Origin of the sequence: Candidatus Foliamicus sp., from assembly GCF_965221325.1 — a bacterium.
Classification (GTDB): Bacteria; Pseudomonadota; Gammaproteobacteria; order Steroidobacterales; family Foliamicaceae; genus Foliamicus.
The window spans coordinates 2192754-2217176 of sequence record NZ_OZ244880.1 but is presented as its reverse complement, the minus strand read 5'-3'; the positions used below and the strand labels follow the sequence as shown (position 1 = coordinate 2217176).

Below are 24423 nucleotides of genomic sequence, written 5' to 3'. Positions count from 1 at the left end.
TCAAGAAAACCCAGATTAAAGCCCCTCCTTGATGCGGTCCCGCCCGGATTCATCGTGGATACGGCTTGGCTCAGGGAACGGGGCATCGACGCGAAATCCATCCACGACTATACCGCTCGGGGATGGATCGAACGCGTCGTTCGCGGAGTCTACCGCCGTCCGCTGCCGGTCGGCATTGAGACGGACAAACTGTCTTGGCAGCTGGTTCTGCTCTCGTTGCAGCGCTTCAAGGGCCGCAAAGTGCACTTGGGTGGGGAGAGCGCGCTGGATTTCGCAGGTCATGTCCACTATCTGAGCCTCGGAGGCAGGCGGAAGGTTCATTTCTACGGTGATGCGCCCTCCTGGCTAAAGCGTCTGCCGACAACCGAACAGATCGTTGTCCACCGGTCCACGCTGTTCGGTGAAGACTCGACAGGAATCGATGCTGCCTACGACTTAGGTGAGGAAAACGGGTGGGCCGTGAACGTGTGGCGCTGGCCGATAATGACATCGATTCCGGAACGCGCAATCCTTGAGGCGATCAATGAGTTGCCCGGAAAGGCTAGTTTCGAGAATTTGGACAAGATATTCGAAGGTATGGTTGGGCTGCGCCCAAAGCGTTTGACGGCTCTGCTGGCAATCTGCCGCAGCGTCAAGGTCCGTCGGCTATTCTTTGTTTTCGCTGACCGCCATGCACATAGTTGGCGACATCATCTGGACACCGAGCAAATCGATTTCGGCAGCGGTCCACGGGCGCTTGTCGAAGGCGGAAAGTTCCATCCGATTTATGGCATCTCGGTTCCCGAATTTCTCATGCCGAACAAGCCGATGGCTGCGCAAATCGATGCTTGATCGTTGCTGGAGAATCTACTTCGATGAACGGATCATTTATCGACTCCGTGTGCTAGATCTAATCGTCCAACCGCTGGCGGTAACCTCCGCCGCTAGTTGAAGTTACCGGCTTGCGCTGTCAGGTTTCCGGAAACTGGAGCGGTATGCGGGGCTACAGGTCGAATGCTTCGAGGCGGAATTCGCCTGCGCTCCATTCCAGCGCCCAGCCGCGCTGAAACCAGTCGCCCAGAACGGTGCGCGTGGCGGGCGCGCCGTCCAGGTCGAGTTCATGCACCGCGGGGCGGTGGGTGTGTCCGTGTATCAGGCGCCGCGTACCGTGGGCGCGCATGATTTGCTCCACGGCTGCTGTGTTGACGTCCATGATTTCCATGGGTTTGCCGCGCGTCGAAATGCGGCTGGCGTCGCGGGCTTGCGCCGCCAGCGCGCGCCTGGCCGTCAGCGGCAGGGCAAGAAACTGGGCTTGCCAATCGGGAGAGCGCACCATCGCCCGGAATTGCTGGTAATCGTGGTCGTCGATGCACAGGCTGTCGCCGTGCATCAACAGAACCCTTTGGTCGCCGAGTTCCACGATGCTTGATTCCTCAAGGAGGCTGATTCCGGTTTGCCGGGCGAATTCCTCGCCCACCAGGAAGTCGCGGTTGCCGTGGGCGAAAAACGTCGGCGTTCCGCCATTGGTCAGCTTTGCCAGCGCTTCCACTATCGCGCCCGCCAGCGCGGCGTCATCGTCGTCGCCCACCCAGGCTTCGAACAGGTCGCCCAGGATATAGAGCGCCTCCGCGTTGGCCGCGCGATCTTGGAGGAAGCGGTGAAAGGCGTGCGTGGCTTCGGGTCGAGTGACGTCCAGATGAAGATCGGAGATGAACAGAACGCTCATTGACTCACGCGCAGCACCCGCTCAATGATTACCGGAACAGCGGGTACATCGCGGTCGAAGCCGCCGCCGGGCCCGGTGTCGCGGTTGCCGATTTCGTCGATCACGTCCATGCCGCCGATCACGCGGCCGAACACGGCGTATCCCCAGCGCCCGGGTCTTGGATCCAGCGCAACGTTGTCGCGCAGGTTGATGTAGAACTGGTTGCGCGCCGAGTGGGGATCGCCGGTGCGGGCCATGGCGATCGTGCCGCGCACGTTCGACCGGCCATTACCCGACTCGTTGGGCAATGCTTCGTCCACCGAGCGCTCCTGGAAATCGGTGGAGTAGCCGCCGCCCTGAATCACGAAGTCCTTTACCACGCGATGAAAAATGGCGCCCTCGTAGAAGCGGCTGCCCGCCAGTCGCAGGAACTGCGTTACGGTGAGCGGGGCATCCAGGGCGAAGAGCTCCAGCGTGAAGGCTCCGGCGGTCGTTTCGATCCGAATCCGCGGGAAGGGCTCCAGGGGCTCGCCTTCTTCGGCTGGCTCCTGGGCGTTGGCGCCCCCGGCGGCAAGCGCCGAAAGACACAGAACTGTAGTTCCGATGGCTGTATTGGCTCGCTTCATTCTGATACTCCTTGATTTGCCTGCTTCAGGTTGCGTTTTCCGCCGCGCCGCTTTGGGGCTGGCTTGTGCTCGTCTCCGGCGCGTTGTGGATCGCGGCGTCCAGCGTGTTCCTCAACAGCATTGCAACAGTCATGGGCCCGACGCCGCCCGGTACCGGAGCGATCCAGCCGGCGCGCTTGCGGGCTTCCTCGAATTCTACGTCGCCGCGCAGCTTGCCGTCGCTCATGCGCGTAATCCCGATATCCAGCACCACGGCGCCCGGGCGGATCCAGTCGCCATGCACAAGTCCGGGTTTGCCCACGGCGCTGGCCAGGATTTCCGCCTGCCGAACGTGTTCTTCCAGGCCCTTGGTGAAGCGGTGGCACACGGTTACTGTGGCCCCGGCCAGCAGCAGCTCCAGGGCCAGCGGGCGCCCCACCAGGTTGGAGGCCCCCACCACCACGCAATGCTTGCCCTTGGGATCCACGCCGATGCGCTCCAGCATGCGGATCACGCCCACCGCGGTGCAGGGCCGCAGGCGCGGCGTGCGCAGGGCCAGCAACCCGAAGGTGAGCGGGTGAAAGCCGTCCACGTCCTTGCCCGGATCAATGCGCTGAATCACGTTCATCGGATTGATGTGGTCGGGCAGCGGCAGCTGCACCAGGATGCCGTCAATGGCTTGGTTGCGGTTGCAGGCGTCAATCAGCGCCAGCAACTCCAGTTCGCTGGTGTGCGCGGGAAGGTTGTGGTCGATTGATTCGATGCCGGCCGCAGCGCAGGCGCGCCGCTTGTTGCGGACGTAAATCTGCGACGCCGGTTCCTCTCCGATCAGCATGGTGGCCAGCGCAGGCGCCCGAAAGCCCGCCGCCTGGCGCTGCGCGACTGCGCGCCGGATTTCTTCGCGGATATCTGCTGCGATCGCCTTGCCGTCAATGAGCTGCGCGGCCACGTAGTGTCCTCCGGACTCCGAGGATTGGAGAGCCCACTCCAACGTGACGGACATGTTATCTGACTGCCTTCGTGGTAACCACCTGGCAATGAAGAGCGCTTTTCCCGAGGCCGGCGGAGGAGCGTCGGCCTCGGCTATGCTGCGCGGTCGCGGTCGGCCTAGCGCTCGCTGCGGCCGGCGGACCGGCGCGCGCCGTGCGTTCAGGTGACGGCAGCGGGCAAGGTTGTTATGATCCGGGGCCTATTGCCTTGGTTCTTGAGTTTTGCGACCGGGAGATGCACATGCGATTTTCGATCATTCTGTTCGGCATGGTGCAAGCGCTGCGGCTCGTCGCGCGCTTGCATCCCGAGTTTGCCCAAAGGCTCAAGGAAAGGAACCTGGTTGCGCAGTTCAAACTGCAGGACAACTCGGAAGGCCGCTGGGTGCAGCTCGACAACGGCAAGGTTCGCTCCCGCAAGGGGATTCACGAGCAGCCCGATTTCTCGATCATCTTCAAGAACAAGGCCATCGCCGAAGAGTTTCTCACTCCGCCTTTCGATCAGTTGGTGAGGATCGACGCCGCCAAGAACTTCAAGTTGCTGGTTCAGGGCTCCGACGAACTTGCGGTGTGGTTCATGATCACGCTCAACCGCATGCAAACGGTTCGCTGGAAGAGCGGCACCGACATGGGCAACGGCGTGGTGCGCTACACCAACGGCACCAACGGCGGGCCGATCTTCGTATACGTGAAGGATGGCAAGATCATTCGTGTCACTCCAGTGGACTTCGACGACGACGATGCGCCCTCCTGGTCGATCAAGGCGCGCGGCAAGACGTTCACGCCGCCGCGGCGAACCACCTTGGCCGCCCACGGGCTGTGTCAGAAATCCATGGTGTACTCGAAGAACCGGATTCTCTATCCGATGAAACGGGTGGACTTCGATCCCAACGGTGAGCGCAATATCCAGAACCGCGGCAAGTCGGAATTCGTGCGCATCAGTTGGGACGAGGCGCTCGACATCGTCGTCAGTGAAATAAAGCGCTCCAAGAAGCATGGCCCGGGCGCCGTGCTCGTGGCCCATGGCTCGCACCACCAGTGGGGCAACCTCGGCCACTACCTGAGCGCTTTCAACCGCTTTTGGAACCTGATCGGCTGTTCCAAGCTGCACAACAACCCGGATAGCTGGGAAGGCTGGTACTGGGGCGCCATGCACCACTGGGGCAACAGCATGCGGCTGGGCACTCCGGAGTTCTACGGCACCATCGAGGACTGCCTCAAGGAAGCGGAGCTGATCGTATTCTGGTCGAGCGACCCGGATGCCAGCTACGGATACGAGGGGACGGTTCGGCGCCAGTGGGCCAAGGAACTCGGTATCGAGATGGTGCATATCGATCCGTTCCTGAATCACACGGCCGCGCACCTGGGCGGCAAGTGGATCTCTCCCAAGCCCGGCACCGATTCCGCCTTGGCCCAGGCGCTATGCCATGTATGGATCACCGAGGACCTCTACGACAAGGAATTCGTCGAGAAGCGCACCACCGGCTTCGATGAATGGAAGGCTTACATTCTCGGCAAGCAGGACGGCACGCCCAAGACGCCGGAATGGCAGGAAGCGGAAACCGGAGTGCCGGCGCGCGAGGTGCGGGCGCTGGCCAGGGAATGGGGGCGCAGGAAGACCTATCTCGGCGCCGGCGGTTGGGGCTGCGGCCTGGGCGGCGCCGGGCGCGGGCCCATGGGTATCCAGTGGGCGCGGATGATGACCATTCTCGGCGCGATGCAGGGCTTCGGGCGGCCGGGGGTGAACTTCGGCAACCTGCAGTTCGGGGCGCCGCTGGACTTTTCCTTCTACTTTCCCGGCTACGCGGAAGGCAGCATGTCGGGCGAACTTGCCTACAGCGCCAACGCGGCCAACAACTACCAGCGCATGCCGCATGTCGTGACCATGAACTCGTCGCGCCAGAACATTCCCAAGATACGCCTGCCCGAGGCGATCATGGAAGGCAAGGCGATGGGCTTTCTCACGGACGTGTCATCGGTGCAGGGCCAGTTCCTCCGCTTCGGCTACCCGGCGCCGGGTCACGCCAAGATTCAGATGATGTACAAGTACGGAAGCTCCTCGTTCGGCACCATGGTGGATTCCAACCGCTGGGTGCAGATGTACCAGTCGGAGAATCTGCCTTTCGTCGTCAACCAGTCGGTGTGGATGGAGGGCGAGACGCCCTACTCGGACGTGATTCTTCCCGCCTGCACGGTGTTCGAGCGCTGGGACATCGGCGAGTACTACAACGTGGGCGCGGGCTACGTGCATCACATGTTCTCGATGGTCAATCATCGGGTGGTTTCGCTGCAGCACAAGTGCATCGAGCCGCTGGGCGAGTCGAAGTCCGACTACGACATCTTCCTCGCCGTAGCTGAACGGCTGGGATTGGGAGCCATGTATTCCGAGGGCGGCAATACCGAGCTCGACTGGTGCAAGCGCGTGTTCGATTCGTCCGATGTCGCCAAGCACACCACCTGGAAGAAGTTCCTACAGAAGGGCTATTTCGTGGTGCCGCCGGACCCGGAAGACGCCCGCGCTCCGACCGCGAATCGCTGGTTTTACGAGGGCCGCAAGAAGGACACGCCCGAGCCTTATCCGCTGCCGTCCGATTATTTGGGCGAGTTCGGCGACGGGCTGCAAACGCCGTCCGGCAAATTTGAATTCCTGCCCGGCACGCTCGGCAATATCGACGACCCGGCGCGGCCGCCGCTCAACAAGTACCAGAAGAAATACGAAAATGCCGAAGCGGAGCCGGAGCTGGCGGACTTTCCCCTGCAACTGTTGACGCCGCATACGCGTTACCCGTTCCACATCATGGGCGACGACGAGGGCTGCACGCTGCAGGACATCCGTGAGCACCGCGTCAGGGTGAATGGTCATGCCTACCTGGTGGCGCGCGTCAACCGCCAGGATGCGGAGGCAAGAGGGGTCAAGGACGACGACCTGATACGCCTCTGGAACCACAGGGGCTCGGTGGTGTGCGCCGCTCAGCTAACGGATCGCTTGCGGCCGGGCGTGGTCAGCGCCTGCACGGGGTCCGCCCAGTATCGGCCGGTGGGCGAACCCGGCAATTCGACCGACTTGGGAGGCTGCGTGAACATGCTTAACCCCAAGAAGACGATTACCGAGCAAGCCAGTGGCATGGCCCCGAACACGTCCCTGATCCAGTTCGAGAAGTGGACCGGCGAGGATGCCTGGCAACGGTCGGAGGCGGCGTGATGGCGAAGAAATGGAACATGATCGTGGATGTCGCGCGCTGCGATAACTGTCGCAACTGCTTCCTGGCCACCAAGGACGAGCACATCGGCAACGAGTTTCCCGGCTATTCGGCGCCGCAGCCGGAGCACGAGCACAGTTGGGTGGACATTGAGCGCCACGAGAGGGGGCAATGGCCGGCTGTGGAGGCTCGCTTCGTGCCGGTCATGTGCAATCACTGCGACGATGCGCCCTGCATGAAGGCCGCCAGGAACGGGGCCATCACCAAGCGCGCCGACGGCATCGTGATTATCGACCCGCAAAAGTCCAAGGGTCAGAAGGAGATTGTGGACGCCTGCCCATACGGAAGGATCTTCTGGAACGAGGAAGAGCAGGTGCCGCAGGCCTGGTTCTTCGACGCGCACCTGCTCGACACGGGCTGGACCAGGACCCGCCTGGAGCAGAGCTGTCCCACCGAAGTGTTCCGCTCGCTCAAGGTCGAAGATAGCGAGATGCAGCGTATTGCTCGGGAGGAGGAGCTTGAGGTGCTGCAGCCCGAACTCGGCTCCAAGCCGCGTGTCTATTACAAGAACATGCACTTGGTTACGCATTGTTTCGTGGCCGGATCGGTAGTGGCCGATGTGGATGGCGTGGAGGAATGCGCTGCCGGAGCGGAAGTCGTCCTGCGCCGGGGCGGCGATGAAGTGGCGCGCACAAAGACCGATATGTTCGGCGATTTCCGTATCGACAAACTGCAGAAGAACAGCGGCGAATACCAGCTCGAAGTAAGTTCCGAATCAGACGGCGGCGCTGCTGCCGCTTTCGAGCTGGAGGGCGAAAGCCTGTATCTTGGCGTAATGGCCCTGAAGGCCTGATTTGGCGCCCGCGCGCGGGCCTTGCGCGTCAGGCATTGGGAGGAGTTGAGGCGTTCAAGGAGCGCCACTGCACATGCCGCGCCTGTGGCATGTGCGTCTGCAACCGCTTTTGGGAGGATCAAAGATCATGAACAAGCAGATCACGCGCCGCAGCCTGTTGTCGAACAGCGCAGGCGCATTGGCGGGATTGGCTACGTTGCCTGCGGTAGCTGCTTCGGAGCATTCGGCCGGCGCCCAGTCCAGCCAGGTTGACGGCAGTTATCCCACGGCTCCGCTGCGCAGCGATACCGTGAATTTCGGCGTGGTGCAATCCCAAGTCGAGCCGGTGGACGCCGCCAATGCGAAGCAATCGCTGAAGAAAAATCTCGACCACATGCTGTGGGCGATTGACCGCGCGCAGTACTACGGCGGCCACAAGGACTTCCTGGCCTTTCACGAATTCCCGCTCACCGGTTGGGACCGCTGGACGCGCTCCGAGATTCTGAGCTTTGCTCCGGAATTGCCCGGCGAAGAAACGGAAGCGATTGGCGCCAAGGCCCGCGAGCACGACTGCTATATCTCCTTCGGCACCTATGCGCAATACAAGGACTGGCCGCGCCACATAATGAGCGTGGCGGTGGTGATAGGCCCGGATGGCAAGATCGTGTCCGAACAGTGGAAGGCCCGCAACATCCATGGCGTATTCGTAGGCTTTGAGTTGTTCACCACCTCGGTTTACGAGGTGCTGGAGCGCTATGTGGAAATGTACGGGTGGGACGCCGTGATTCCCGTGGCGCGAACCTCGGTGGGCAACATCTGCATTTCGCCCTGCAAGATGGAGCCCGAACTCTACCGGGCCATGGCCGTGAAGGGCGCCGAGATCATCATTCGCACATCCACAGGCGGCTTCAATCACGTGGACATGCGCAACGTTTGCCAGGTGAACAAGGTGTACGGCGCGCTCTCCAACAACGCTGTGTCGCCCGGCAACCAGAGCTTCCTCGAAGCCGCGGGCGGTGGCGGCAGCGTCATCATCGGCCCGGGCGGAGAAATCCTGGCGGAAGCGGAAACTCACCACGAGGAACTGCTGACCTACCGGATTCCGATGGCCGACTTCCGCAGCCGGCACCGTATTCCCGATGTGCATACCGAGCTGTACGCACATGTGATGGACGGCTACAAGTCGCGCTATGCTCCGGGCGCGTTCCTGGATTCGCTGCCGGAAGGACTCGACGAGGCCTATGAGCAGTTCAAGGAAAAGGCCCGCTGGTAAGGTTACCGCCCAGCGTGGGGGTTTTGGTGTCGGCGCCAGACGCAATATAGGGGAAGCAATTTCAATGAACAGATGGCTACGTAGCGCAACCATTGCCACCGCCTTGGCACTGGTATTCGCCTTGGGTTTTACGACCTCCGGCATCCGGGCAAACGACGCCGATTTGCCATGGGTTGCCGGTGAATTTCCGGAACAGTTCGTCCGCAGCATGGAAGAATCTTCAGCCGCGTTCCTGCGCAAGGATCTGGAAGCGACCCGTTCGCATATGACGGAGGATTTCGCGACCTACGAACTGCATCATGAGGATGGCCCCCGGCTGCTGGTGCAGGGTCGGGAGGAATCGATCGCTGCTATGCAGGGCTTTTTCGAGAGCGGCTTCGGCTCGCTTTGGCAAGGCGCCGATGTGGACCGGGTGGGCTCCATAGGCGACACCATGATCCAGATCGAGCGCGACCACTACCAGTTCGACGACGGTCCCCGCACCATATCGACCTTGGTGCTGATTCAGTACAGGAACGGCAAGCGCTGGCGCGAATGGCGCCTCCGGCTTGCCGACGGTGGCGGCTGAAGACGCGCCGTTTTACGGCGAGTTGGCGTCTGTTGTGGGCGCTTCGGCGGCCTCTTGCGCCGCCTTCTGCCGCGCCAGGAACTTCTCGACCTCGGCCGCCGGGTCCATGATGGTGTCCGAATACATGCCCACCACCGTGTTCCAATACTCGCCGCCTTCAAGCTGATCGAGGATGAATGCGGCGAAATCCTCGTAGGTAATCACCCGCGCCTGGGGCGTATTGCCGCTGGTATCGAATCGAAGATCGTGGCGGGCGGGTTCTTCCACCATGAAGCCCGGCCGCAGCAGGATGTAGTCCAGACCGCTGTTCTGGATCATCGCTTCCATTTCGTGCATGTCGTTGTAGAGGTGGCGGGCGTTCCAGCGCCACATCCCGGACATGTCGCCGGGCGGGGGCTTGGCGCTGTCCACATCCACGCGGTGCTCCACGCCGGTGGAACTGGCCATGATCAGGCGCGTGTTTCCCTTTTCCCGCATGGCGCCGATGAGGTTCTCGCCCATGACGCTGTAGATGTCCACCGGGCCCACTTCGGCGAACGGATCGGCCGGGGCGCTGCGGCCGATCATCGAAACCACCACTTCGTCGCCTTCAAGCACCGCGTCCACGGAAGCCCGGTCGTAGATGTCGCCCTTGTAGAGCGTCAGGTTTTCGTGCTCCACTCCCAGCTTCGACGGTGTGCGCGCGAACCCCTTGATGGTGTAGCCCCGCTGCAGGCCCTGGCGGATGATTTCCCGTCCTGACCGCGCCGTGGCGCCGAACAGGGCTATGACCGGTTTACCGCCATGACCGGCCGCGTTCAGGCGCAGTGCGCCGAGGCTCGCGGCCGCGGCTGTGCCGGCCAGGAACGTTCTTCGTTTCATGCAGTTTCCGATCCTCTATCCAATTCTTCCGCGAGTCAAGACAGCATGAAGCCTTCGTAACCGTCCTCGACGACCTGTTCGCATTTCTCGACATAGGCCGGGAATCCGCCCACATAGGGCAGGAAAACGCCTGGCTTGCCCGGGATATTGGCGCCCGTGTACCAGGATGCGCAGTTGCCGCGTATGGAGCGCGCCGCCACCTCGCCGTTGTGCGCCGCCCAGCGGTCTTCATGCTGTGCATCGGCCTCGATAGTGCCCAACCCTCGTGCTCGGAGATGAGCCAGGCAATCGCCGATCCAGTCCACGTGCTGCTCCACGCCGGTAACCATGTTTATCAGCACCGACGGGCTGCCCGGCCCGTTAACCAGAAACAGGTTCGGGAAGCCGCTGGTGGCCAGGCCGAGATAGGCGCGGGGGCCTCCCTTCCATTTGTCCCGCAGCGCTAGATTATCCCGTCCCCGAAGATCCATGGCCAGCAATGCGCCCGTGATCGCGTCGTAGCCGGTCGCGAACACAATGGCGTCCAATTTGTGCAGTTTGCTTCCTACGCAGATGCCTTCGGCGACGATGCGAGCGATCGGTTCCCGGCTGATGTCCACCAGCCCCACGTTGTCGCGGTTGTAGGTAGGGTAGTAGTCCGTATCCACGCACATCCGCCTGCATCCGAGCGGGAAGTCCGGCGTGAGCAGCTCCGCTACGTTCTTGTCGTTCACCAACTCCCGAATCTTGCGGCGCGCGAAGTCCGAGGCTGTGCGATTGGCGTTTGCGTCGAACAGCACGTCCGCAAACGCGCCCTGGAAAGCAAGCCCGTTGTTTTGCCACCAGTGCTCATACACCGCCTCGCGATCAGCCTCGGAGACTTCCAGCGCCGAACGGCCCGCCGGCTTGTAGGGCAGGGCGGTGAAGCCTTTCCTGGAGGCGGAGCGCAGGGCCTTGTAGCGGGATTTCACGTCCTTTAGTTCCTGAGGGTCCAGCGGGCGGTTGCTGGCGGGGACGGCATAGTTCGGCGTACGCTGGAACACCGTCACATGCCCGGCCTGTTCCGCGATCAGCGGAATCGACTGAATGCCGGACGATCCGGTACCAATCACGCCCACATTCAGATCCGTGAAATCCACTACTTCGTGGGGCCAGCGGCCAGTGTGATACGACGCGCCGGCGAAGTCGTCGCGGCCCGGAATGTCCGGCAAGTTGGGCGCCGACAGAACGCCGGTCGCCATTAAGCAAAAGCGCGCCCTGTATGTTTCCCCACCCTCGGTTGTGACCGTCCAATGCGCGGGCGTTTCAGACGTTGCAGGCTGAAACCTGGCCGCCTTGATGCGCGTGTTGAAGCGGATATGCCGGCGCAAGTCGAACCGGTCGGCGACATGGCGAATGTAGGCCAGGATTTCCGGCTGCGCCGCGTACCGCTCCTGCCATTCCCATTCCTGCTGCAGGTCTTCGTCGAACTGGTACGAATAGTGGATGCTCTCGATATCGCAGCGGCAGCCGGGATAGCGGTTCCAGTACCAGGTTCCCCCTACGTCACCACCCGCCTCGAATGCCTGCACCGAAAAGCCCAGGCGGCGGAACTTGTAGATGGCGTAAACCCCGGCAAAGCCGGCGCCTACCACGATCACGTCAAGCATCGCGCGCCCCGAAAATCCGCCGTGCATCCCGTCGCTCCCTTCGCCGTTCCATGTCCCGGCCCCCCGCGGCGCAATGGTAGCGTATCGCCCCGCATCGGGGCATTTCTTGAGACACGGGGCGACGTGAGTGGTGGGCCGTGAGGGAATCGAACCCGCAACCAATGGATTAAGAGTCCACTGCTCTACCTAGTTGAGCTAACGGCCCAGCGTGGGGCGGCATGGTATGCCAGCCGGTGGGGATGCAATATTGCCATAGCTTTGGAGCGGGGCGAGCCGGGTATTGCTGGCCTGGCCCTGATACTGCGCCGGTTTGGGGAGTTTCGGGCGAGCGCTTTGCTGGCGTGGCCGCAACATCGAAAGCGGGCTTCGGGAGCGAGGCAACTCTTTGCCGGAAAGGGTGGGGTGGACGATGGGACTCGAACCCACGACGACCAGATCCACAATCTGGGGCTCTACCAACTGAGCTACGCCCACCACTGCTTGCGCACACTGCCCGGCCCGGCGCCCGGCCCTGCTGCGGCCTTTGGCGCGCCTGGCAGGACTCGAACCTGCAACCACCGGCTTAGAAGGCCGATGCTCTATCCGGTTGAGCTACAGGCGCAATCAACCTGGTCAAATCAGCCAGCGGCGGTCCTCGAGGGCGCTATGGTCGGGGTAAACGGATTCGAACCGTTGACCTTCTGCTCCCAAAGCAGACGCGCTACCAGACTGCGCCATACCCCGCCGCGATGCCGAGCCAGAACGCGAAATGATAACACCGCGGTGCTTCCACGGCTGAAATAACCCTGGCTGAAGACGGGTCGAAAATCTCCTCTTCGCCCGTTCCTCCGGGTCAGGTGGCGGGCTCGGCGTAGGCGTCTATGCTGCGGGCTTCCGGCGAAAGATCGGACAGGATGAGCTTGTGCCGATAGAACCTCTCCACGCCGGCGGGGCCCATCCGCGACCGCCCCAGCCCGGAGAGATTGAACGGGTCCTGCTCGAACTCATGCACAGAGCCTGACAGGGAGGCCTCATTGACGCTGATTACGCCCCCGTTCAGCCGGCGGGCCACTTCCAGCCCTTCTTCCTCGGTTCCGGCAAAAACGTTTGCGCTCAAGCCGTAGCGCGAATCGTTGGCCAGTTCCACGGCCTCCTCAATGCTGTCGAAAGGCATGATCGGCAGCACCGGGCCAAAGGTTTCATCGGTCATTATGCGCATCGTGTGGTTGACTCCGCTCAACACGGTGGCGGGATACCAGGTGCCTCCGTTATCCACCGGCTTGCCTCCGCAATGCACGGTTGCCCCCTTCTCGACGGCATCGTCGATGTGCGACTGGATAGTGGCCAACTGCTTCTCGAAGATCAGCGGGCCGATGTGCCCCTTGTCGGGTGCTTCCGTATTGAGCGTGACCTTGGCGGCCAGTTCGGCGAGCCGCTCCACCAGCGCGTCATGCAATGCGCGGGCCACGTAGATGCGCTCCACGGATTGACAGGCCTGACCAGTTGCCGCCACCGAACCGCGCAACAGGACCTGGGCTGTGCGTTCCAGGTCCGCCGATTCCAGGACGATGGCCGGGTCCTTGCCGCCCATTTCCAGGAATGCGGGAATGAAATTGCTCGCCGCGCGCTCGGCCACCAGGCGCCCGGTGCGGACGCTGCCGGTAAAGCAAACAGCGTCCACGTTGTCGATTACCGCTTCGCCGGTTGCCCCGCCGCCCATCGCGTAATCGACCACATCCCTCAGTTCGGGCACCCCGGCGAAGCATTCGCGCACGGGGTCGGCGTGGCGCGGCGTAATTTCGCTCGGCTTGTAGAGAATCGCGCTGCCCGCAATCAACGCCGGCACCGAGTCGATCATGCCCAGCAGGAAGGGGAAATTCCACGGTGAAATAATGCCCACCAGAGGGAAAGGCACCAGTTGCGTGCGCGCCATGATGGTCGGCGCGGAGCTGTTGCGGGCGGCTTCGTTCTTCGCCAGTTCGCGCGCGAAACCGGCCATGCGGTCGATCATGTGCCCTAGGTTGTCGATCTCGATATGCGTGATCAGGACCCTTCCTGTATCCGCTGCAAGCGCGTCGAAGATCGCCTGGCGGTTGTCCTGCACGGCCTCTGCGAACGAATCAAGCGCCGCGATGCGCTTTTCCAGCCCCAGGGCCTGCCAGGCGGGTTGGTTCAGGCGCAGCCGGTCCGCCTTGGCGGCCACTTCGTCGGGCGTGGCCGGCTTGAGCACGAAGTCCTGCTCGCCGCTGCGCGGGTTGCGGACGTGAATGGGGGTGAAAGGGTTGGTGTTGGCGGACATCGATGGGCTTCCTCAGCGCTTGTGCAGGCCGGCATTGTGCCATGTTTGGAGTCGCCGCTCGCCGCGCCCTGGATACTGCATCAGTTTGCGGAATTCCGGGAGCCGACTCCGGGGAGCGCCATTCCGTGGGCTAGAGAGAGTAGGTACCTTGGGGAGTGCCGACGATAACCAGGTCGGGACGCCGGCGGGCGAACAGACCGACCGTGACTACGCCAGGGATCTGGTTGATTTCGCTCTCCAGTTCATCCGGATTGAGGATCTTGAGGTTATGCACATCAAGAACCTCGTTGCCGTGGTCGGTGATCATGCCCTCGCGGTACTGCGGCTGCCCGCCCATCGACACCAGCTTGCGGGCTACCGCCGAACGCGCCATGGGGATGACCTCTACCGGGAGGGGGAATCGCCCCAGCAGCTTTACTCGCTTGCTTTCGTCCACGATGCATACGAATCGGCGCGCGGAAGCAGCCAGAATCTTCTCGCCGGTCAGCGCACCGCCGCCGCCTTTGATCAGGCGGCGATGGCTGTCGGTTTCGTCGGCCCCGTCCACGTAGAGGTCCAGCGTTCCGCACGCACTCAGAGGCGACACCTCGAAACCGAGTTCGCTCAGCAATTCGGTCGTGGCCCGGGAGCTGGAGGCGACAGCCGATATGTGGTCGCGAACCTCCGGCAGCAGGGCGATGAATGCATTGGTAGTGCTGCCGGTGCCAACGCCAAGCCGGCAGTCCTGGCGGATGTGCTCGATTGCGGCCCGCGCCGCTTGACGCTTGGCCGCCAGCGTTGCTTCCGGGCTGACTTCTTTCGATCGCAAGCGGCTTTCCAGGTAACGGGAATGACAGACCAGCCCTAGCTCGGATATCTGACCAGATTCCGGATTTCCGAGCGATAGCTGCCCCCATTATATGGAGGCGCCAGCGTGGCGATCAGCGCTGGAACTCGTGGATTTTCCGCTCGGTGATAACTGCATCCAGCGGCACGTCGGTGTGTTTGACCTCGAGTTCGTCCACGCGCTGAAATTCGTAAGCCAGACCCACCAGCCGCGGGCGCAGCCAGTGTCTTGCGTTTCTGCGAAATGCGAATGCCCGATCGTAGTATCCGCCGCCCTGGCCGAGCCGGTTGCCGCGAGCGTCGAAAGCGGTAAGCGGTGTAAGCACCACGCTCGGCAGCCTTGCGCTGACCCAACGCCCGGGGTGCCTTTCCGGCTCCGATATGCCCCAGCGATTCGATACCAGTGCGTCGCCGGGTTGGTAGGGCGCCCACCGCACGTGCCTTCCCGTGACTACGGGCAGCAGTATGTCGATGTCCCGTCGCAGCGCCCATTCGATTATCGGTTCGCAGGACAGCTCACCGCGGTGAGCCATATAACCGGCTATGCAATCTGCGTGCCGAAGCGCGGGCAGGGTGCGGGCCAGCAGCGCGCAAGCCTCGGCCGCTGCTGCGCGCTGCGTAGGCGAGAGGCTACGGCGCGCCTTGCGCATCCAGGCGCGCAAGTCGTCAGCCGGCATTGTGGGCCTTATCGCGAGGGTTCAGTTGGCCGCTTGGGCCTTGGGCGTAGCGGCGGCTTTTTCGAGGCGCCGCTCCAGGCGCCGCCGGATGCTGCGCACGCTGTCTATGGCTTCCGTGGCGTTGCTGTGTTGGTCGCGCTGCGATTGCAGCAGCTCCGTGGCCATTTTCAGGCCGGCCAGCATGAGTGTATTGGCGGAGTCCAGCAATGGGTCCTGGCGCCGCACATTCTCGAGCCGTTCATCAAGCAAAGGTGCCGCACTTTTGAGTAGATCACGGTCCTCAGGGTCGCAGGCGATTGTGTAGTCTTCGCCCAGGATTCGAAGCTTGACGGTCTCGAATTTTTCGGTCACGCGCTGCGTTCCATGCTGCGCAGCCGCTGCACCATCTCAGCGACACGCTGACGCGCTTCCTCCCGTGTGTTGAATAGCCGCGAGCGCTCGGTCTGCAATTTCTCGCATTGGGCGAGCAGCGCCGCGTTTTCGCGCTGCAACTGGTCGTTGGCGTCGAGCAACTCGTCAACCCGTTCGGACAGCAGTTCGATCTCTTTGCGCAGGTCTTTTCCCTGATTCATGGCGCGTGAATATAGCATGGAAGGGCTTGCTCCGGCGTTTCGCGCGGGCAGCGCTCTGCAGGCTACAATCGCTTCATGCCAACGCTCGAGGAGTTTGCGCGGCGCCGCAGCGAGTTGATCGCCGCGCTGGGTTCCGGTTGCGCCGCCATCATCGCGGCCAGCCCGGAAAGGACACGCAGCAGGGACGTGGACTACCCTTACCGGCCGGACAGCAATCTTCTTTATCTGACCGGATTTTCCGAACCGGAAGCGGTTGCGGTATTGGTTCCGGGCCGAGCCGAGGGGTCGTTCACGCTGTTCTGCCGCGAGCGTGATCCTGCCCGGGAGCTCTGGGACGGCAAGCGCGTCGGACCGGAGGGTGCGGTCAAGAGTTTCGGCGCCGATTCCGCCTATGCCGTGGGGCAAATGGACGAAGTGATGCCGGACCTGCTCAAGGGTTGCGACACGGTCCACTACGATCTCGGCCAGCACCCGGAATTCGAAGCGCGCCTGGGCGGATGGCTCAAGCGTCTTCGTGAACAGACCAAGGAACGCAACAGGGCGCCCTTGCAGATCGCCGCCCTGGATTACTACGTGCATGAAATGCGCTTGTGCAAGGGGCCGGTGGAGCTTGAATGCATGCGGCGGTCGGCGGCGCTGGCGGTGGAGGCGCACAAACTCGCGATGGGTCGCACCCGCCCGGGCATGCACGAATACGAGATCGAGGCCGAGTTGATCTACCGCTTCAAGCAGGCCGGCGCGACCGAGTCGTATCCCTCGATCGTGGCTTCGGGTGCGAATGCCTGTGTGCTGCATTATCGCGACAACGCCACGTTGATGAACGACGGCGACCTGCTGCTGGTGGACGCCGGCTGCGAACTCGACGGCTACGCCTCGGACATTACCCGCACCTGGCCTGTGAACGGACGCTATTCTCCTGAGCAGCGCGCGGTCTACGAGATCGTGCTGGAGGCGCAGCGGGCGGCCATAGACGCCATCGAACCAGGTGTCTCGATTCTCGCGCCGCACCATGCGGCGATCGACGTCATTACCCGTGGGCTTTGCCGGATCGGATTGCTCAAGGGTAAGACATCAACACTTGTGCGCGACGGCGCTTACCGCGAATTCTTCATGCACCGCACATCGCACTGGCTGGGCATGGACGTACACGACGTCGGCGATTACGAATCCGCCGGCGAGCCGCGAAGGCTGGAACCTGGCATGTGCTGCACAGTGGAGCCCGGCATCTATGTCTCGCCCGGCAATCAGCAGGCGCCGGCAGCATTCAGAGGGATCGGTATCCGCATAGAGGACGATGTGGCGGTTACGCCCTCCGGACATGAGGTGCTTACGGCGGCGCTGCCGAAGGATCCCGAGGACATCGAAGCGCTGGTCGGATCGCACTGATGCACGATGTCCTGGTGGCCGGCGGGGGGCTTACGGGCGCCACGCTCGCGCTGGCCCTGGCGCAGCAGGGACTGAAGGTGGCGGTGGTGGAGGCGTTTCCGCCCGAGGACCCCGGCCAGCCCAGTCTGGATGATCGAACCAGCGCTATTGCGCGCACTGGAGTCCGCATTCTCGATCAGCTCGGTGTCTGGCAGCGGCTGACCGAGACCCCGGGCGCCATCCGCGCCGTGGAGGTCTCCCAACGCGGCTGCTTTGGCACGGCGCGCATTGATGCCGATGCCGAAGGTCTGGAAAGTCTGGGGAGCGTGGTGCGCAACCGGGTGCTGGGGAAAGCGCTTTGGGAGCAATTGCGCGCGCTTGAGAACGTTGTTGTTCTGTGTCCGGCGCGGGTGCAATCCGTGGCCGCGGAAGCCGCCGCCGTGAACGCCCGCATCGAATCGGACGGCAAGCCCGTTACTCTTGAGGCCCGGCTGCTGGCGGTGGCCGAAGGCGCCCATTCTCCTCTGCGCGATGCCTTCGGAATAGCCACGCGGCGCAGCGACTACGGGCAGTTGGCGGTGACTGGCCTGGTGCAGGTTCGCAAGGTGATCAGGCCGTACACCGCTTGGGAGCGGTTTACCGACGAGGGGGCCTTGGCGCTGATTCCGGCGGGCGCGAACCGCTATGGGTTCGTGATCATGGCAGGGCACGACAAGGCGGCCACGATCAAGGACATGGACGATGCGGACTTGCTGGCGCATTTGCAGCGGCTTATGGGCTATCGCGCTGGCGAGTTCACGCGCGTGGGGCGGCGCTCGGCGTATCCGCTGGCGCTGCACCGCTCCGCTGACTTGACGGCACCGCGCGCAGTGTTGGTGGGCGCCGCCGCCAACAGCGTTCATCCGCTGGCCGCGCAGGGATTCAATCTGGCGTTGAGAGACATCGCGGCTCTTGGCGAGACCTTGGTCCAGGGCGGGTGCCCGCCGGCCGATCCCGGTTCCGCTGAACTGCTGTCCCGTTATGCGCGCTGGCGAAGCCGTGATCAGGCCAATGTGGTGCGTTTCACCGACACGCTGGCGCGCCTGAGCCGTAATTCACTTTTTCGGCACCTGCGTGGCCTGGCCTTGCAGGCGTTCGACCTCGCGCCGGGAGCCAAGCCGCTGCTGGCGCGATTCGCTCTGGGGCAAGGCGGCAGGATGTCGCGCCTGGCCCGCGGGCTTCCGCTGTGAAAGCCGATTTGCCGGCCGCTGTGGCCGGAGGCGGCATCGTTGGCTTGACCGCCGCGTTATTGCTCAACCGCAGGTGCGGTTGGGAAATCGGCTTGGTGGAGCGTTGGGCGCCGCGCACCGCGAATGGCGAAGCGCCGCAGCGGGCGCTCACTTTGTCGCCAGGCGCGCACAGATCGTTGACCGAGTGCGGTGTGTGGGGCGAAGGACGCGATGTGGCCTGCCACGAGTTCTCGCGCATGGTTGTATGGTGGGGCCGCGGCCCCGAACCGCATAACCGCATTGTCTTCGATGCAGCCGAATTGGGCGTCGGGTCCCTCGGCTGCGTTGCGCGCGAGGCTTCCATAAGACGCGCGCTATGGGAATTGGCCGAGGAATCTCCCGATATCCGCCTGCATTCCGGCGCTGCTCTCCAATCGCTGGAGATTGGCGAAGAATGCGGGGTATTGCGGTTGGACGACGGCAGCGCGATCGCGGCGGAACTGTTGGTGGGTGCCGACGGCGCCCAATCCGGCTTCCGTCAGGCCCTGGGCGTCGGCTTCGAATCGCAAGCCTACGGGCAGACCGGCGTGGTTTTCGAGGCCGAGTCGGAGAGCAATGCCGGGGACACGGCCTGGCAACGGTTCGTGGATGGAGGAACGCTGGCCTTGCTGCCGCTCAGCGCAAATCGCTGGAGCATTGTCTGGAGCATGCCGGACGCGCAGGCGCAGCGTCTGGCGAATTTGGCCGCCGCCGATCTGCAGACGGCGCTGAACAACGCCAGCGCGTCGGTGGTCGGCGAGCTTGTTCCGGTCACTGCGGTGGCCTCGTTTCCCTTGCGCCGCGGCTTCGCGGCCCGCATCAGCGGGGAACGCTACGCGCTGCTCGGAGAGGCGGCGCGCATTGTGCATCCGCTTGCCGGCCAGGGGCTCAATCTGGGCATTGGCGACGCTGACACGCTGGCGCGGGTGTGCGCTAAACAAGGCAGCGCCTCGACCGGCGATGCGCGCGTGTTGGGTCGCTTCGCGCGTGAGCGCAGCCGCTATGGCCACGAGATGTCTTTCGGCATACATGCCATCAACGCGGCTTTCGCAGGGCCGACGGCGCAGTTCGCTGCCTGCGGAATGGCCGCGGTAGATCGGCTGCCGCTACTGAAGCGCAGGCTCGCGGCCCGCGCCATGCGCTAAGGTCAGTCTCCGGAAAACCGGGCTGAGCAGCGCATCCTGCGCCCCCTTGATCCGCGGCGAAAGGCCCCGGGGCTGAGCTACTCGTCCAGACTGTTGCGTTGCCAGCCGCCGTCCGCGTAGTGCAGACGGGAACTTGGCCAATAGTGGGGATCAAGCTTGACGGTCGCGATCTTGGTGGCGCCAGTGGAGGTCAGGCCCTCGACGCGCATGATGCGCTGATTTCTCGAGCGCTTCAGCATCTCGGTGAATTCGTCCAGGCTGCCGGTGGGCATTCCATTCACGCGCGTAATCTGCAGGAAACGGGCGGGGAGCAGGTAGCGGTGAGCCGGCGATCCGTAGGTGTAATGCTGAATCGTTACGCCCTGCGGCGGAATCGCCAACTGCGCGGCCATACCCCGCGGCGGGTCCTGAACCAGTGCGCCGGTCCAGAAAAGAACTTCGCGCAGTCCCTCCCAGCCGTGCTCCACGGTATCGAAGGACAGCACCAACTCTTCGCCATTGCGCCACACCACGACCTCGGCTTCTTGCCGTTCTGCGGCGGCACGCTCGACTTCCGGCGGCCGGGTGGCAAGCTTGCTGTTGATTGTCAGCAGAATATCGCCGGACTTCATGGCCTCCGCCGCGGGTGTACCGGCAACTGCGCGCGATACGCTGAGCACCTGTCGGCGCTCTAGATCGTGCTCTTCTACCCGTGCGCGCCAGGTCTCCGGCAGGCCGCGCCTTAGCGCCACGCTCAACGGCATGCGCTGCCAGATCACTTCCAGCGAGCGCCATGCCGCCTGGCGCCGGAGCTGCTCCAGCATGGTCTGCACGTGCTCGATCGGAAGCCCGCCCACCAACTCGCGGGTGCGATTGCCCGAGCCACTGGCGAAGCTGCTCCACAAGGCGCTTACCCGGCCCCTGGAGTCGAGCAATACGCCGGAAATTTGCCGGTCGGCGTTATCCACTTCGAGAATTTCCAGGTTGGATTCGCGGAACGCGCCGAAACTGGAGGCCGCCACGTTGATCGGCTTGAGCTCTCCCGCCTCGTAAGAGCGGATGACCGGCTCCAGGTCGGGACGGAATCCGGCCAGAAATATCTGCTCGCCGGGCTTCGGCGCCCGCGTGGCGAAGGAAGCGGCCTTGAGCGGTGTGGCGCCGAGCAGCTCGGGGTCGTATTGCAGCACGACGAGATTGTGTACGGGGTGGAGATAGGCGACCTTCGCGGTGACTTCCACGGTGCCGTTGAAAGTGAGCACCGCATCGCCGATGGTCTCGGGAACGGTGTTGCGGTCCGCGACTACCCAGCCGCGCTCGGCATCCACGATCAGCCCGGCTCCATAGTAGTGCTGACCATCGACCGCCGACACCACGTAAGGCATGTCGTAGCGCACGTGTACCAGCGAAGAAGCGATCCGGCGCAGCCTGGCGTCCTTGAAGTCGCGGGGCTGTGTGGTGCGCGCTTCGACCGGTTGCGCCGGCGCCGCTGCTGCCAGTTCCCGGCAGGTCCACGCCTCGCGGGCAGCGTTCTGTCGGCAGCGCTCGGCCGCAAACCAGCGCCGTCCGGTGCGCGCGCTGCGCAACTCGAGGTTGCGCGGATTGCGCGGAGTGCTGAAGCGAATTTGCGCAATATCCTCATGTCCCAGCGGCGCCAGGGCCGCCTCCGCGTCGTCCAGGGATTCCAGCGGCTGCCCGTTGATTTCTTGAATGATGGAGCCGTTCTCGATTGAGGCCAGGCCGAGCATGTATCCCGGCTGCGCCACGTAGATGGTGTTCAGCGGCACGTTGAAGTGCCGGGCCTGCTGATACGAGGTCTGGTGCAGGAAGGTTCCGCCAAAGGAAATGTACTCGGCCGGCGTGACGTCATGCAGGTTGCTGACTTTGATCGGCAGTTCCAGCGCGGCTCCACTGCGCTCGACCAGCAGCGTTACGGCTTGGCCGACGCTGTTGTCGAGGACACCCTCCATGCGAACGAAGTCCGGGAATTTCTCCTGTTCCACCCGCAGGAGTATGTCGCCGGGCTTGAGCAGTTGCGCTGCCGGCGAACCCTTGAGGGTCGAACGCACAACCAGCAAACCGGCGCTTTCCGGAAACGCTGCTCGCGCTTCCGTTTCTGATTCCTCGCCCAGTCCCAGTCTCCGCAATTCGTCATAGGGCAATTGCTCGAAAGTGGCAAGCAGGCCGCCACGGGGCACCGGCTGCCCGTTTCGGATCAGCTCCAGCGCCCGCTGCACGCGATCCAGGGGCAGGAAATAACTGGTTGCGGCCCGCGTCTGGCCGCCGGCATTCAGCGCCACCGCGCGGCCCTCTATGTCGATGACGGGGCTGCCCGACGATCCTCCCGAGGTGCTGGAGGCCGCCTGAATGTAGAAGGTATTGAAGTCGTTGTAGCGACCGAAACCGTAATTCGGCGCCGTGCGGTCGAGTCGCGCTATGGTGCCGGACAGAATCGAGAAGCGTTCGCCGGCGTCGTTGCCCACAACGCGAATTTCGCGCCCCAGTTGCGCGGCTTCCGGCGCCAGCTCCAGGCCCTCAGGCTGGATGTGGCGCAAGCTCGCCGGGTCGTAGCGGAAAAAGCCGAAATCATGCACCGGGTCGGCGTACACGCGCTCAAGCTCGATTTCCTCCTGATTGGCGAATAGCGCCTCGCCGCGCACCGGGCCGGTGGACACGATGTGCCGGTTGGTGAGAATGATTCCTTGCTCGGCATCCACCACGAAGCCGGTGCCGTCGAGCAACGTGTTGGATTCGGTATCAAAGGGTCGCGTCTTGTTGACGCGCAGGGACACCACCGACGGGCGGATTTGCTCCAGCGTTTCGCGCCAGGCTGCCTCGTTATCCTGCGCCTGCAGGCTCAGGCAAGCCAGCATCAAAGCTGTTGCCGAGATCGATCTCATAGCCATAGTTCTCCTTGAATTTCGCCTGCAACAACGCGCGGTCGAAACGATGATTCTGCGTGCCTGCTCTCTCCGCCTTGATGGCGCCAAGCAGCGCTGCCAGCCGTCCGGTATCGCCCCAGTTCCACTTCCGCGCGATGCCGTAGGCCAGACCGGCCCGGAAAGCGTCGCCGCAGCCGGTGGGGTCGGCCACTTTCCGCACTCTCGCCGCTGGAATATTTTCGCAAGTGCCGGCGTGATAGATTCGCGCGCCGGCGGCGCCCTCGGTCACGATGAAGGCCTGGACTTCGCTGCAGAGGGCAGCGCGGTCCCAGCCGGTTTTGCGAAGCAGCACTTCCGCCTCATAACTATTCGCGGCCACCCAGTTCGCCATGCGCACGAAATTGCGCAGTTCGGCGCCACTGAAGATCGGCAGACTTTGCCCTGGATCGAAAACGAACGGCAGCCCCGCGTCGTGCATCTGGGCGGCATGTTCCAGCATCGCCTGTCGCCCGTCCGGTGAAATGAGCCCCAGTGTGGCGCCGGTGTCGTCGGGCAGCCTGCGCCGATGCGCGTACTCCATGGCGCCCGGATGGAACGCAGTGATCTGGTTGTCGTCGAGGTCGGTAATGATGTAGGCCTGCGCCGTGAGCTGGTCGGGCAGCTCGCTTATCAGAGACATGTCCAGGCCCAATTGCTCAATGCGGCTGCGGTAGGCGGCGAAGTCGCGCCCGGCGCTTGCCAGCATCAGCGGGCAGTCGCCCAGAAGCGCCAGGTTGTAGGCGATGTTTGCGGCGCAGCCGCCGAACTCGCGCCGGAACTCCGGAACCTCGAAGGCTACGTTAAGGACATGGACCTTGTCGGGAAGAATGTGGTCGCCAAAACGACCTTGAAACACCATGATGTGGTCATAGGCGAGCGAGCCGCCAATGATCGTAGTGCGGGCGCCTCGTTGGCGCGCGGCGCCCGCCATTCCTGACAATGACCGGCCGGTTTTCCGAAGTTCAGGAACTGCTGAGCGCTTCGAAATCTGCGGCGAAGTCCGCTTGCGGCTCGCCGTCCTCGGCGTGGATCTCGAAAACCTTGTTGCGTGCTGCATCGTGTTCCAGCGCAGCGACGCAAACCCGAGCCACATCCGCGCGGGTAATAAAGATGCCCTCCGAGCGGCTATCGCCCTGCTCGAACACGATGGTCTGGCTGCCGCCCTCGTCGTCGCTGAGGCCACCCGGACGCACGATCGTGTAGTCGATTCCGCTCGCCGCGACTGCTTCCTCGCCGCGGCGCTTCCATATCAGAATATTGTTGAACATGCGGTTGAGGTAGTGATCGTCCACTGTCACTCCACGCGAGGACACAAGCACGTATTGGCTCACTCCGGCCGCCAAGGCCGCCTCGGCCAGGTTGCGCGCGCCTTCGAAATCGACTTTCTCGGGCGTGTTGTCGTCGCCGGCGCCCGGTCCCGAGCCTGCTGCATTAATGACCGCGCCCACGCCGTCAAGCGCTGCGGCGATGCTGGCCGGATCCTTGAGGTCACCGACTACGGCTTCTACGTCCGCACCCAGGCGTTCCGCGGCCTTGGCGGTGTCCCGCACAAAGGCGCGTACCGGATAGCCGCGGCGTTGCAGTTCGGCCACCACCAGCGAGCCGGTGCCGCCTGTGGCACCAGCCACCAATACCAGCGGCTTGGACTGTTCGGCGGGCTCCGCGGTTTCGGCGGGAGCCTCGTCGGGGCTTTGTTGGCATGCAGCGGCAAGCAGGGAGGCCGCAACAACACCGGGTAGAAGTTTGAGCGCGCGCATTTTGTGACTCCAGTATGTCTCGG

General features: G+C 63.3%; 21 protein-coding genes and 4 tRNA genes. 8 read left to right on the top strand and 17 right to left on the bottom strand.

Going from position 1 to position 24423, the window contains the following annotated elements; all coding sequences use genetic code 11:
- Nucleotides 1-54 precede the first annotated feature (54 nt).
- Nucleotides 55-831: a type IV toxin-antitoxin system AbiEi family antitoxin domain-containing protein gene (locus ACWCOO_RS09525; protein ID WP_446830744.1), complete on the top strand. Its 777-nt coding sequence runs from the start codon at nt 55-57 to the stop codon at nt 829-831.
- Between the two features lie 151 nt (nt 832-982).
- On the opposite strand, the gene ACWCOO_RS09520 is transcribed toward ACWCOO_RS09525, so the two are convergent.
- Genes ACWCOO_RS09520 through folD form a run of 3 tightly spaced genes read right to left on the bottom strand, consistent with a single transcriptional unit; the run spans nt 983 to nt 3238 of the window.
- Nucleotides 983-1705, bottom strand: a complete 723-nt coding sequence (locus tag ACWCOO_RS09520) for a UDP-2,3-diacylglucosamine diphosphatase (RefSeq protein WP_446830743.1) — start codon at nt 1703-1705, stop codon at nt 983-985.
- On the bottom strand, nt 1702-2310 hold the full coding sequence (locus ACWCOO_RS09515; protein WP_446830742.1) for a peptidylprolyl isomerase: 609 nt from the start codon (nt 2308-2310) through the stop codon (nt 1702-1704). The genes ACWCOO_RS09520 and ACWCOO_RS09515 overlap by 4 nt, the downstream gene beginning before the upstream one ends.
- Nucleotides 2311-2335: 25 nt before the next feature.
- Nucleotides 2336-3238, bottom strand: coding sequence for a bifunctional methylenetetrahydrofolate dehydrogenase/methenyltetrahydrofolate cyclohydrolase FolD (gene folD / locus ACWCOO_RS09510; RefSeq protein ID WP_446832039.1), 903 nt, complete (start codon nt 3236-3238; stop codon nt 2336-2338).
- Between the two features lie 281 nt (nt 3239-3519).
- Between folD and ACWCOO_RS09505 the strand changes: the two genes are divergently transcribed.
- From ACWCOO_RS09505 to ACWCOO_RS09490, 4 genes are all read left to right on the top strand, one after another.
- Entirely contained in the window at nt 3520-6477 is a 2958-nt protein-coding gene (locus ACWCOO_RS09505; protein ID WP_446830741.1) for a molybdopterin-dependent oxidoreductase, read from the top strand.
- Complete coding sequence (locus ACWCOO_RS09500) at nt 6477-7328, top strand: 4Fe-4S dicluster domain-containing protein (protein WP_446830740.1); 852 nt, start codon at nt 6477-6479, stop codon at nt 7326-7328. Before ACWCOO_RS09505 ends, ACWCOO_RS09500 begins: the two co-directional genes overlap by 1 nt.
- 127 nt (nt 7329-7455) lie before the next feature.
- Nucleotides 7456-8580: a nitrilase-related carbon-nitrogen hydrolase gene (locus ACWCOO_RS09495; RefSeq protein ID WP_446830739.1), complete on the top strand. Its 1125-nt coding sequence runs from the start codon at nt 7456-7458 to the stop codon at nt 8578-8580.
- A gap of 64 nt (nt 8581-8644) precedes the next feature.
- On the top strand, nt 8645-9148 hold the full coding sequence (locus tag ACWCOO_RS09490; protein ID WP_446830738.1) for a hypothetical protein: 504 nt from the start codon (nt 8645-8647) through the stop codon (nt 9146-9148).
- Between the two features lie 12 nt (nt 9149-9160).
- On the opposite strand, the gene ACWCOO_RS09485 is transcribed toward ACWCOO_RS09490, so the two are convergent.
- The 11 genes from ACWCOO_RS09485 to ACWCOO_RS09435 form a co-directional block, all read right to left on the bottom strand.
- Entirely contained in the window at nt 9161-10009 is an 849-nt protein-coding gene (locus tag ACWCOO_RS09485; protein WP_446830737.1) for an NAD(P)-dependent oxidoreductase, read from the bottom strand.
- A 35-nt stretch (nt 10010-10044) separates the two neighbouring features.
- A complete protein-coding gene (locus ACWCOO_RS09480) occupies nt 10045-11664 on the bottom strand; it encodes a flavin-containing monooxygenase (RefSeq protein ID WP_446830736.1) in 1620 nt (539 codons plus the stop codon).
- Between the two features lie 101 nt (nt 11665-11765).
- Nucleotides 11766-11842 (bottom strand) — tRNA-Lys (locus ACWCOO_RS09475).
- A gap of 193 nt (nt 11843-12035) precedes the next feature.
- A tRNA-His gene (locus tag ACWCOO_RS09470) sits at nt 12036-12111 on the bottom strand.
- Nucleotides 12112-12161: 50 nt separating this feature from the next.
- Nucleotides 12162-12238, bottom strand: a tRNA-Arg gene (locus ACWCOO_RS09465).
- 45 nt (nt 12239-12283) lie between these two features.
- Nucleotides 12284-12360: transfer RNA gene (locus ACWCOO_RS09460), tRNA-Pro, on the bottom strand.
- A gap of 109 nt (nt 12361-12469) precedes the next feature.
- Nucleotides 12470-13915, bottom strand: a complete 1446-nt coding sequence (locus ACWCOO_RS09455) for an aldehyde dehydrogenase family protein (RefSeq protein WP_446830735.1) — start codon at nt 13913-13915, stop codon at nt 12470-12472.
- A 130-nt stretch (nt 13916-14045) separates the two neighbouring features.
- A complete protein-coding gene (gene rpiA / locus ACWCOO_RS09450) occupies nt 14046-14723 on the bottom strand; it encodes a ribose-5-phosphate isomerase RpiA (protein ID WP_446830734.1) in 678 nt (225 codons plus the stop codon).
- A 112-nt stretch (nt 14724-14835) separates the two neighbouring features.
- Nucleotides 14836-15417, bottom strand: a complete 582-nt coding sequence (locus ACWCOO_RS09445) for a 5-formyltetrahydrofolate cyclo-ligase (protein WP_446830733.1) — start codon at nt 15415-15417, stop codon at nt 14836-14838.
- 21 nt (nt 15418-15438) lie between these two features.
- Complete coding sequence (locus ACWCOO_RS09440; RefSeq protein WP_446830732.1) at nt 15439-15768, bottom strand: cell division protein ZapA; 330 nt, start codon at nt 15766-15768, stop codon at nt 15439-15441.
- Nucleotides 15765-15989, bottom strand: coding sequence for a hypothetical protein (locus ACWCOO_RS09435; protein ID WP_446830731.1), 225 nt, complete (start codon nt 15987-15989; stop codon nt 15765-15767). Before ACWCOO_RS09435 ends, ACWCOO_RS09440 begins: the two co-directional genes overlap by 4 nt.
- A gap of 75 nt (nt 15990-16064) precedes the next feature.
- On the opposite strand from ACWCOO_RS09435, the gene ACWCOO_RS09430 reads away from it, so the two are divergent.
- Genes ACWCOO_RS09430 through ACWCOO_RS09420 form a run of 3 tightly spaced genes read left to right on the top strand, consistent with a single transcriptional unit; the run spans nt 16065 to nt 19746 of the window.
- Nucleotides 16065-17375, top strand: a complete 1311-nt coding sequence (locus tag ACWCOO_RS09430; RefSeq protein WP_446830730.1) for an aminopeptidase P N-terminal domain-containing protein — start codon at nt 16065-16067, stop codon at nt 17373-17375.
- Entirely contained in the window at nt 17375-18583 is a 1209-nt protein-coding gene (locus tag ACWCOO_RS09425; RefSeq protein WP_446830729.1) for an FAD-dependent oxidoreductase, read from the top strand. The genes ACWCOO_RS09430 and ACWCOO_RS09425 overlap by 1 nt, the downstream gene beginning before the upstream one ends.
- On the top strand, nt 18580-19746 hold the full coding sequence (locus tag ACWCOO_RS09420; RefSeq protein ID WP_446830728.1) for an FAD-dependent monooxygenase: 1167 nt from the start codon (nt 18580-18582) through the stop codon (nt 19744-19746). Before ACWCOO_RS09425 ends, ACWCOO_RS09420 begins: the two co-directional genes overlap by 4 nt.
- Nucleotides 19747-19823: 77 nt before the next feature.
- Here ACWCOO_RS09420 and ACWCOO_RS09415 read toward each other — a convergent pair whose 3' ends face one another.
- Genes ACWCOO_RS09415 through ACWCOO_RS09405 form a run of 3 tightly spaced genes read right to left on the bottom strand, consistent with a single transcriptional unit; the run spans nt 19824 to nt 24400 of the window.
- A complete protein-coding gene (locus ACWCOO_RS09415) occupies nt 19824-22622 on the bottom strand; it encodes a trypsin-like peptidase domain-containing protein (RefSeq protein ID WP_446830727.1) in 2799 nt (932 codons plus the stop codon).
- Entirely contained in the window at nt 22561-23574 is a 1014-nt protein-coding gene (locus ACWCOO_RS09410) for a carbohydrate kinase family protein (RefSeq protein WP_446830726.1), read from the bottom strand. Before ACWCOO_RS09410 ends, ACWCOO_RS09415 begins: the two co-directional genes overlap by 62 nt.
- Nucleotides 23575-23605: 31 nt before the next feature.
- Complete coding sequence (locus tag ACWCOO_RS09405; RefSeq protein WP_446830725.1) at nt 23606-24400, bottom strand: SDR family oxidoreductase; 795 nt, start codon at nt 24398-24400, stop codon at nt 23606-23608.
- Nucleotides 24401-24423 lie beyond the last annotated feature (23 nt).